Annotated in this window: 7 protein-coding genes and 1 pseudogene; all 8 read left to right on the top strand. The window is 40.1% G+C overall.

Annotation, left to right across the window (positions count from 1 at the left end; genetic code table 11):
* The first annotated feature begins 744 nt into the window (after positions 1-744).
* Entirely contained in the window at positions 745-1,965 is a 1,221-nt protein-coding gene (locus tag E0E16_RS04705; RefSeq protein WP_321166764.1) for a YihY/virulence factor BrkB family protein, read from the top strand.
* A gap of 262 nt (positions 1,966-2,227) precedes the next feature.
* On the top strand, positions 2,228-2,950 hold the full coding sequence (locus E0E16_RS04700; RefSeq protein ID WP_130829234.1) for a nucleotidyltransferase family protein: 723 nt from the start codon (positions 2,228-2,230) through the stop codon (positions 2,948-2,950).
* Positions 2,947-3,732 carry a hypothetical protein gene (locus E0E16_RS04695; protein ID WP_130829232.1) on the top strand — a complete coding sequence of 262 codons (786 nt, stop codon included), beginning with the start codon at positions 2,947-2,949 and terminating at the stop codon, positions 3,730-3,732. The genes E0E16_RS04700 and E0E16_RS04695 overlap by 4 nt, the downstream gene beginning before the upstream one ends.
* Positions 3,729-4,697 (top strand): CDP-alcohol phosphatidyltransferase family protein, encoded by a 969-nt coding sequence (locus E0E16_RS04690; protein ID WP_130829230.1) that lies wholly within the window; start codon positions 3,729-3,731, stop codon positions 4,695-4,697. Before E0E16_RS04695 ends, E0E16_RS04690 begins: the two co-directional genes overlap by 4 nt.
* Positions 4,698-4,699: 2 nt before the next feature.
* On the top strand, positions 4,700-5,449 hold the full coding sequence (locus E0E16_RS04685) for an HAD family hydrolase (RefSeq protein ID WP_130829228.1): 750 nt from the start codon (positions 4,700-4,702) through the stop codon (positions 5,447-5,449).
* Positions 5,450-5,482: 33 nt separating this feature from the next.
* A complete protein-coding gene (locus E0E16_RS04680) occupies positions 5,483-6,790 on the top strand; it encodes an inositol-3-phosphate synthase (RefSeq protein WP_130829226.1) in 1,308 nt (435 codons plus the stop codon).
* Entirely contained in the window at positions 6,774-9,326 is a 2,553-nt protein-coding gene (locus E0E16_RS04675; RefSeq protein WP_240048133.1) for a DUF5686 family protein, read from the top strand. The genes E0E16_RS04680 and E0E16_RS04675 overlap by 17 nt, the downstream gene beginning before the upstream one ends.
* A 105-nt stretch (positions 9,327-9,431) precedes the next feature.
* Positions 9,432-10,546, top strand: a pseudogene (locus E0E16_RS04670) (IS256 family transposase); the annotation flags it as partial.

The raw sequence follows: 10,546 nt of genomic DNA, 5'->3' as shown, positions 1-10,546 counted from the left end.
TTGTATTGCTTAAGTTATCCGTCAATGCTCTTTGGGGGCTTCGCGCCCCCAGCCGCAAGGCAAACCTCCGCGGTGTTTTTCATAGTTATTGCACCCACAGAGATTTTGCACTTCTATTTGGAATTAGCAAGTACAGGGACGTTGAAAACATGAAAATTCTTCTCGGCGGTATGGGAAAAGTTCAATAATGTCCTAAATTTTCTTCACTCGTTCATTCAAAGCTTAGCTTTTGCACAGCAAAAGGTAAGCTATTGCAATGCAAAAGGTCATGAATCGGAGTGCAAAAGCTTAGCTTTTAAATCGCAATTAATATTGTCTTGATTATCAATAGATTACAGAGTGTGTCTCAGACACGGTTTTTGTAATATAATTTCGTATTGATAGGTGGACCGAATGTTCGCTATCAAGCGTCTGTTTATCATTATCTGAATACGAGTTGGAGGGACATAATAATGCCAAATTTGGGATAAAGCTACAAAAGCAAAACAAGTAAAGTCCTAAATATCAACATATAGATAGTTCATTATCAAGAACTATCGTTATAAAAATCAAGAAAGTCAAGGCAATAAGTCGGAGTATTCATTATTTTTTCGTAAATTTGTAGTGAAAATCTAACACACGCTCACGTCGATGAAAATCAATTTAGCACGTATAAAACATTTTTTCAAGATTGGGATATGGAGAAAAGACAACAGCCTTTCCCCCGGTAAAAACTTTTTTATCCGGTTATTACAGAAATTATATTTGGCAATAAAGTTCTTTTTTGAACGTGGGCATATTGGCTATGCCACACAATTATCGTTCAGTACCATTCTTGCGATAGTTCCCATAGCTTCCATGATTTTTGCTATTGCAAACGGATTTGGTTTCGGTAAGTATATGGAGGAAGTTTGCAGAGAAACTTTCTCAGGGCAACCGGCTGTGGCTGATTGGCTTATTCAATTGGCAAATTCCTATTTAGTTCATGCGAAAACCGGATTATTCATCGGTATAGGACTGATTTTCATGTTCTATAGTATCATCTCCTTGATAAATACAGTGGAGCAAGTGTTTGACTCTATATGGCAGGTAAAAGGCAGCCGGCCAATAGGAAGAATTCTCACAGATTACACCGCAATGATGTTTCTTGTGCCTATAGCCATCATTATCATGTCCGGATTGAGTATTTTCATTTACGGCTTTGCTGATCGACTAAAAGACTATTGGTTATTGGGGTCTGTGGCGACTTTTTCCATCCGATATGTTTTGCCATGGATGGTTATATCTATCATTTTCATCGTTCTTTTCATCTTCATGCCAAACACAAAGGTGAAGGCTACAAAAACGTTGCTGCCCGGAATGTTGGCAGGAGCTTTTATGTTGGTTTTGCAATGGATATATATACATGGACAAATATTTTTGACAAGTTATAATGCCATTTACGGTTCATTGGCAGCTCTCCCTTTATTCATGCTATGGATGCAAATTTCTTGGTATATCTGCCTGTTTGGAGCTGAGCTATGTTACACAAACCAGAATTTAGAGTTCTACGAATATCTCATTGATATGAAGGATGTAAGCCACGAGAACAGACTAATCATGAGTGGCATCATCCTAAGCCACATCTGTCAGAGGTTTTCGCTTGGGCAGCATCCTTACACCGCGTTGGAATTAAAAACAGTAACTAAAATTCCCATTCGGGTTACAACGGAAATCTTACATAATTTGTGCAATGTAAATTTAATAGCTGAAAACAATTCCATGGACACGACTGAAATAACATTTTCGCCCACCATGGATACGAACCAAATTACAATTGGAAAAATGATTACGCTGTTGGAATCTTATCCTAAAGACAAATATAACTATTTAAATTTGGACACTGCTCAAATCATTAGTCCCCATACCGCAAAACAGTTTGAGACGATTCGGGAGGATTATTTGCACAAATTAAATGACATTCCGGTAAAAGAACTTATCAGCTGAAGATGCTGTACAACCCGACAATATTAGGGAGATTATACATTTCAAGGAATTTTATTGTTTTCCATAATTTGTTTAGGAAAAATATAGTATCTTTGCATAAAATCTACCATTCACACCGTCACACAGTGTTGGTATCTAAGCATTATTGATACCGGTATGGTGAGAGCTTATTGTTACACAATAACTATGCTTGTAAAAACATTCGCAACAACTGTTACAACGCGCACATCATACCGATGCCTATAAAAAGAATATCGAAAATATGAAATATGCAATCATCGCGGCAGGAGAAGGTTCTCGATTGGCGAGTGAAGGAATAAAACAACCCAAACCATTGGTGAAAATCAATGGTGAAGTTCTCATCGACAGATTAATAAGAATTTTCGGAAATAACGGAGCTACGGATATCCACATCATCTGCAATAGCGAGATGAAAGATGTAAGCAATCATTTGCAACAACTGAAACAAAGATTGATGGAAAAGTTGCACGTTCCCATTCATTACATCATCAAATCCACTCCCAGTTCCATGCACAGCTTCCATGAGCTAAGTAAATTTCTAAATAATGATCCTTTTATACTGACAACAGTAGATACGATATTCGATGAAAATGAATTTGCAGACTATGTAAGCACATTCAAACAGGCTTGCAACGAAGGTGTCGATGCACTAATGGGCGTAACAACCTTCATTGATGACGAGAAGCCACTTTATGTCGAGGTGGAAGAAGACAACAAAATAAAAGGCTTCTTCGATACGCAAGAGAATAATTGTGAATATGTTTCCGCAGGAGTTTACGGATTAACCCCCCAAACCATAGAAACACTTATCCGCTGTATTGAGAGTGGGAATAGTAGAATGCGCAATTTCCAAAGAGCATTACTACAAGACGGTTGGAATGTAAGAGCTTATCCATTTTCCAAAGTGTTGGACATAGATCATGCCAATGACATTATCAAGGCCGAAAAGTTCCTGAAGAAATGAAGGTAATAGCAATTCAAAGGGACGAGAGGTTCTCTCCAAACTCGGTAAAAAACGATAGGTTAATCCTCGAAATGGTATCACGATCGTTTAACGGCACCATATTCCCGGAAAAAGAACTTACACCAGAATCCATCCGCGATTGTGAACTAATTTTGAATATGGGAAGATTGCCTGAGACTTTGAATATCTTAAAAGATAAGTCGCCGGAAAACGCTCTGATACTGAATCCGGGAAAAGGAGTTGAACATTGCAAGAGAAGTCATCTTCAACAACTAATGCAACAATATGAAATTCCCATGCCACCACAAAAAGGAAGTCATGGTTTTTGGATAAAAAGAGGAGATGCCGCCGCGCAAACAAGAGAGGATGTGAAATATTGCGCTGATGACAATGAATTGAAAAATGCTAAGAAGAGGTTTGCAGACAGAGGAATTAAAGACATCATAGTTCAAGCGCACATCGAGGGTGATTTAATTAAGTTCTACGGAGTGGAAGGGAGTGATTTCTTTAAGATATACTATCCCGGAGACGATGGAATAACCAAATTTGGCGATGAGATGAAAAATGGAAAGCCCAAACATACTGACTTTAACAGGCAGCAACTTCGAGATAAATCCGAATTACTCTCAAAACTAACAGGAGTTCCCATTTATGGAGGTGATGCCATCATCAATAATCATGGAGAGTTTTTCATTATCGACTTCAATGATTGGCCAAGCTTCTCTCGTTGCAGGGAAGTCGCTGCGACAGCTATCGTGAATTATATAAAAAGAAAACAATGAAAGATAACAATATAGAGAGAAAAGGATTCAAAGAACTTTTAGCATCATCACTGAAGTCTGAAGACACCGAAGAATGGATTGACGTATATTTTACACGTCCGATAGGTTTGGCGTTTGCAATCTTTTGGAACAAACTGGGAGTAACCCCAAACGCAATTACTATTCTTTCAATTTTTTTAGGCGTTGCAGCAGGAGTGATGTTCTACTTCACAGACTTTGTGCATAATGTCTGCGGAGTTCTTCTCCTGATGTTTGCTAACTTTTGCGATTCTACAGATGGACAATTGGCAAGACTCACAAACCAAAAATCTATGATTGGACGTTGCCTTGACGGTTTTGCAGGAGACGTTTGGTTTTTTGCCATTTACTTGGCTATTGTCTTGCGCATTTGGCATCAACACATACCCGGAACAACTGAACCTTGGGGCGTGTATGGGCTTGCCATAGCAGCTTTGGCAGGAATTGTCAGTCATTCGCCACAAAGCTCCCTAAGTGATTACTATCGACAAATCCACCTCTATTTCCTGAAAGGAAAAGAGGGATCGGAACTCGACTCTTATGCGACAGAGCATGAAATTGTTGAGAGCTTAAAAGAAAGAAAAGGAATGTTTTGGGAAAAGGCATTTCACTCAAACTATCAAAATTATTGCAAAAGTCAGGAAAAAAGGACTCCTGAATTTCAAAAGCTGCGGAAAGAACTTAAAGAAAAGTTCCCAAATACCGAAAACATCCCACAAGCGTGGAAAGAAGAGTTTCTGAAGGAAAGTCGTTCATTAATGCCCATGACGAATTTTCTAACATTTAATTCGCGTGCCATCCTTATTTACATCACTTGCCTACTGAATTGCCCTTGGATTTATCTCTTTTTAGAGATAACGCTTTATAACATTATATATATGTATATGCACAAACGACATGAAGTTCTCTGCAAGAAAATGTATTTCAAATTAAACGATAATAGTTAGTCATGGAAACACAAGGATATATATTCGATTACGGAGGAACATTAGACACGGATGGCTGTCATTGGGGAAAGATGATTTGGCATGCTTATAAACGACAAAACATACCTATCAAAGAAGATATGTTTCGGAAAGCTTATGTTCATGCTGAGAGAATGTTAGGAAAACATCCCATCATTCAATCAGACTACACCTTTCTTAAAACACTGAAAACAAAGATCAGAATTGAATTTGAGTATCTGTTGCAAAAGAGAATTTTAACATCTTCCGATATTTCCTCTACAAGTTTGCAAAGTGCTGTCGTGACCGATTTGTATCATCATGTACAGAAAGTAACGGCAAAGAGCAGGAATATACTTTTAAATCTAAAAGAACGACATCCCATGGTGTTAGTGAGCAATTTCTATGGAAACATGTCCGTAGTACTTCACGAATTCGGATTGGACGATATATTCGACGATGTTGTCGAAAGTGCGATAGTAAAAGTTAGAAAACCTGATCCTGCTATATTTCAAATAGGTATCAATAAATTGAAAATGGAGCCGAAAAATGTTATCGTCGTTGGAGATAGCTATACAAAAGATATCTTACCGGCACACGAAATAGGCTGCAAAACTGTATGGTTAAAAGGCGAAGGGTGGACAGAAGAACAATATCCAAATTGTGTTGCAGATAAAATCATCACCCATCTTAAACAACTTACAGACAGACCATTAGGAAATAATAATAAAAATAACAATAAACAGGCGCAATAGCCGTTATTTAATGAACTTAAATACTGTAATAACATGAAACAGGAAAAAGTAGCCCCCGCAGAGGGCAAGTTAGGAATTATGGTGGTAGGTTGCGGTGCAGTATCCACAACTTTCATGACCGGTGTTTTAATGACACGGAAAGGGTTAGCAAAGCCTATCGGCTCCATGACCCAATACGACAAAATCCGCGTTGGTCGCGGGTCAGAGAAAAAGTATCTGCATTATAAGGACATTGTTCCGCTCGCTAACCTTAATGATATTGTGTTCGGCACATGGGATGTGTATCCGCAAAACGCTTATCAGGCAGCTGTCTATGCAGAAGTATTAAAGGCAAAGGACATAGAACCTGTTCGCGATGAGCTGGAAGCCATTAAACCATTAAAGGCTGCTTTTGATAAAAATTATGCAAAACGAATTGACGGGGACAACGTAAAAGACTGCAAAACCCGCTGGGATATGGTCGTGGAGTTAAAGAAAGATATTCAAGACTTCAAGAAGGCCAACAAATGCGACAGAGTTGTTGTAATCTGGGCTGCATCGACAGAGATTTATGTTCCTTATGATGAGCAAGTTCATAAAACACTATCTCAACTTGAAAATGCGATGAAGGCTGATGACCGCGAGCATATTGCACCTTCGATGTGCTATGCATACGCAGCATTAACCGAAAGCTGTCCGTTCATCATGGGTGCTCCCAATACTACCGTTGATATTCCGGCTATGTGGGAACTTGCAGAAAAAACAAAAATGCCTATATCAGGTAAAGACTTCAAAACAGGTCAGACCCTCGTAAAATCTGGTTTTGCACCTATCATCAAGACACGTTCCTTAGGTTTGTCTGGCTGGTTCTCAACAAATATTCTTGGCAATCGCGATGGACTCGTATTGGATGAACCTGCGAATTTCCACACAAAAGAAGTGAGCAAACTCTCTACACTCGAGACAATTTGTAAAGCAGAAGATCAACCGGATCTCTATGGCAATATTTATCACAAAGTCCGCATCAACTACTATCCACCACGCAATGACGATAAAGAAGGATGGGATAATATCGATATATTCGGCTGGATGGGCTATCCTATGCAAATAAAGATTAATTTCTTATGTCGCGACTCCATATTGGCAGCTCCGCTTTTGCTTGATCTCACCTTGCTAAGCGATTTGGCTGCTCGAGCAGGCAGATATGGAATACAGCGATTCCTAAGTTTCTTCCTAAAGAGCCCGATGCATGATTTTACCAAAGGGGAAGAAGCAGTAAACAATCTCTTTCAACAATACACCATGCTCAAAAACGCCATCCGCGAAATGGGTGGTTATGAAGCAGATGAAGAAATCGATTAAAACTCTATTTACACTCTTGCTTTTCTGGACATTGGCATTTACTGCCAGTGCCCAGAATTTAAATTGCATTGTTGTTGATGCTCAAACAAATGACAACATTGGATTTGTCAACGCATTTTACAGCAAATTAGGAGTTTCCACATCAGCTGATTCAGTTGGTAATTTTTCTATTTCCAGACACAATGGAGAGATTCTGACAGTTTCAACAATTGGTTACAAACCAAGAAAAATTAAAATCACCAATAAAACTCCTAACAAATTAGTCATCAGGCTGGTAAGCGACGCAAAACAACTTGAGGGAGTTGTCGTGAAGGCAAAGCGTCGCAGAAAATATACAAGGAAAAACAATCCGGCGGTAGAACTCATGAAGAGAGTTATTGCCGCAAAGGAAATGACTCATTTGGAAAATCACGACTATTATCAATACACCAAATATCAAAAAATAACCATGGCTTTAAACAACCTAACCCCTGAAGATATGGAAAGAGGGGTGTTTGAGAAAGCTCCATGGCTGAAAGACCAAGTAGAATTATGCCCCTATAACGACAAACTTATTCTTCCGTTTTCTATTGACGAAACGCTTACCCAACATATTTATCGAAAAAGTCCCAAAAACGAAAAAGACATTATCAAGGGACAAACCACCAAGGGTATTTCAAAGCTAATTCAAACCGGCAGCATTATTAATACAATGGCAAAGGATGTGTTCAAAGACATCAATTTATACGATGATCAAATCGCGTTTCTCCAATCGCGCTTCCCCTCACCCATTGGTTCAACTGCCATTTCTTTTTATCATTTCTACATTGATGATACGGTAATGGTAGATAACGATCAATGCATCCGCTTGCAATTTATGCCCGCGAACCAACAGGATTTTGGATTTCGTGGTGAACTTTATATACTAAACGACAGCTCTTTACACATTAGAAAATGCGATATGCAGCTTCCAACCAATACTGGAGTGAATTTTGTGGATGCCATACGATTTCAGCAGGAATACACAAGGCTTCCCAATGGAGATTGGGTTTTGACCACAGACAACATGATAGCAGAGTTACAATTAACCGACTTACTGAGAAGAGTTATCATCATTCGCACAACTGGTTTGAAAGATTATTCGTTTACCCCCATTGATAATCACCTCTTTAAAGGAAGAGCTAAGCTATTCTATGACCCGGATGCCAAAATGCGCAACGAAGAATTCTGGAGCCAAAACCGAACTAAGGAACTTACAAAAAGTGAAGAAAACATGGAATCTTTCGTTTCGCGCATGGGTCAAACCAAGAACTTCAAATGGGTAATGTTCGGCATTAAGGCACTTGTGGAGAACTTTGTAGAAACCGGTTCCTCAACAGCTCCAAGCAAAGTTGATATTGGTCCCATAAATGCGTTCATATCAAAGAACTATATAGACGGCATTCGTCTAAGAGCAGCAGCACGTACAACTGCAAAATTAAATCCTCATTGGTTTGGGGATGTTTATTATGCGTATGGCACAAAATCCAAGAGACATTATTATGGTGCAAAGCTAATTTACTCATTTAACAAACCAGAATACCAGCCCATGGAGTTTCCCATGCGTACGCTCTCCGTGGAGTCGTACAGAGATATTGAGTCGCCTTCTGATAAATTCCTCATACACAATAAAGATAACATTTTCATGACTTTCAAACCCATGAAAGTAGAGAAGATGTATCTTTACGATAGGCAACTGATCAACTTCACATGGGAAACCGACTATGGACTTGCCACCAGTTTTAGGTTTTCAACAGAAAACAATCGGTCAATGGGAAAGCTAATCTATGAGAAGATGGATGGCACAATTGTAAAGAACATACGAAACACATCATTTACCATCGGATTGGATTATCGTCCCGGACAAAGTTACATTAATACAAAACAACATCGCCGGGAGGTAAATCTTGACGCACCTCAATATGTGATTACCCATACCATGGGGATAAAGAATTTTTTAGGTTCGGATTTTAAGTATAACCTAACGGAATTATCAATCTACAAAAGGTTTTGGATGGGTAGTTGGGGATATATTGACACAAGAGTGAAAGCGGGTGCGCAATGGAACAAAGTGCCCTACCACCTCCTGATTATGCCCCCTGTAAACACCTCATATTTCGAGCACCAAGGAACATTTAACTTGATGGAGAACATGGAGTTCTTGAATGACCGCTACACTCAATTCAACTTGGCATGGAATCTTGAGGGAAAGATTTTCAACCGCGTACCGTTACTCAAGAAATTAAAGTGGCGAGAGTATATCGCCTTTAAGGGAATGTGGGGACATCTTACCGATAAAAACAATCCGATGCTGAAACAAAATGCCAACGATCCGATACTCTATCGCTTCCCAGAAGACACAAGAATAATGTCCAACGACCCTTATTTGGAACTTGTCTTGGGGGTTCATAATATTCTTAAATGCCTTGAAGTGGATTATATCCGCCGACTTACTTACACTAATCTACCGGGAATATCTACACAAGGCATCAGGTTCGGTTTTAACTTGGTGTTTTAATACCTCATCAACGTGAAATGACCTTAGAATTTGGTACTGTCCTATAAAAGTGTGTAAGCTCCTTTTTTCTTATCTTTGTATTTGATAACTTTAAAAAAGAAAAAAATGAAACTTACACATTCGCAAATTTCGGAAATTATTTCGAATTACACAAGCAGCAGCGAGGGTTTTGTTACCCTTCAGTCATTAATCATGAACTCCCTGATGTATCATGAACGAGAGTTGTTCGTCAGCGAAAATGCCCATGAGCAATGCAATGGCTTCCGTTCCCGCCGTTGGTACAGTCACGGCTTTGAGTTCTCGCTCCGTATTCCGCGCAGTCGTAGCGGGAGCTTCTATCCCATTCTCTTAGGGTTGATACGCAGCGAAAGCGAGGAACGTGCCAAATTGTTCAACCTCCTCTACACCAAAGGTCTTACCACGGAGCAGATAGGCGAGATTTCCAATTGCGTCTATGGTCGTTCCTACAGCAAGCAGCAGGTATCGCATCTTGCCGGTAGCTGCCGTGAGGACGTCGAACGGTGGCTTTGCCGTAGTCTTTCCTCCCACTATTTAGCCGTCTATATCGACGCCACCTTTATTTCCACCCGTAGGGACAGACAGGTGTCCAAGGAGGCCTACTATACCATTCTGGGGGTATTGGAAGACGGCAGCAGGGAGGTGCTCACGGTTGTCAATCATCCCACAGAAGGGGCTCTTTGCTGGAAAGACGAGCTTGAGGCCTTGAAGCAAAGAGGCGTCGAACAGATAGACTTAGTCGTTTCCGATGCATTGCAAGGAATAGAGAATGCCGTCTGTGCAGCCTTTCCCGGTGCCGCACACCAGTTCTGCGTGGCACACGTCAAGCGACAGATACTCAGCGGCGCATCACATAAAGACAAACCGGTAATGGCGCAGCAGCTCAGTGAAGTGTTCCAATTGGAGAACAACGAGATGAATTCCTTGCAGGGATACGAACAATTCATTACCTTTGTCGAGAAATGGGAAAGGAAATATCCTGCACTAAGAAAGTACAAGGCTGAACGCAACAGTGCCTACTTCACGTATATGGACTTCCCGCCCCAAGTGCAGAGGTGCATATATACGACCAACTGGATTGAAAGGCTCAACAGGAAGTACAGGAGAACCATCCAAATGAGGACATCCATGCCATCAGAGAAGTCTGTCATCTTCCTCCTGGCAGCCGTGGCGATGGAGGAAACAAAGACAACATATGAAAG

Origin of the sequence: Prevotella rectalis, from assembly GCF_900607215.1 — a bacterium.
GTDB classification, from domain to species: domain Bacteria; phylum Bacteroidota; class Bacteroidia; order Bacteroidales; family Bacteroidaceae; genus Prevotella; species Prevotella brunnea.
The sequence above is the reverse complement of the archived record's forward strand: the minus strand, read 5'-3'. Positions and strand labels throughout refer to the sequence as shown.

What these genes read in the sequence shown, in the direction of transcription:
- E0E16_RS04675 (WP_240048133.1), top strand. Translation starts at nt 6,774, where the DNA reads ATGAAGAAATCGATTAAAACTCTATTTACACTCTTGCTTTTCTGGACA.
- E0E16_RS04700 (WP_130829234.1), top strand. Translation starts at nt 2,228, where the DNA reads ATGAAATATGCAATCATCGCGGCAGGAGAAGGTTCTCGATTGGCGAGT.
- E0E16_RS04685 (WP_130829228.1), top strand. Translation starts at nt 4,700, where the DNA reads ATGGAAACACAAGGATATATATTCGATTACGGAGGAACATTAGACACG.
- E0E16_RS04690 (WP_130829230.1), top strand. Translation starts at nt 3,729, where the DNA reads ATGAAAGATAACAATATAGAGAGAAAAGGATTCAAAGAACTTTTAGCA.
- E0E16_RS04695 (WP_130829232.1), top strand. Translation starts at nt 2,947, where the DNA reads ATGAAGGTAATAGCAATTCAAAGGGACGAGAGGTTCTCTCCAAACTCG.
- E0E16_RS04680 (WP_130829226.1), top strand. Translation starts at nt 5,483, where the DNA reads ATGAAACAGGAAAAAGTAGCCCCCGCAGAGGGCAAGTTAGGAATTATG.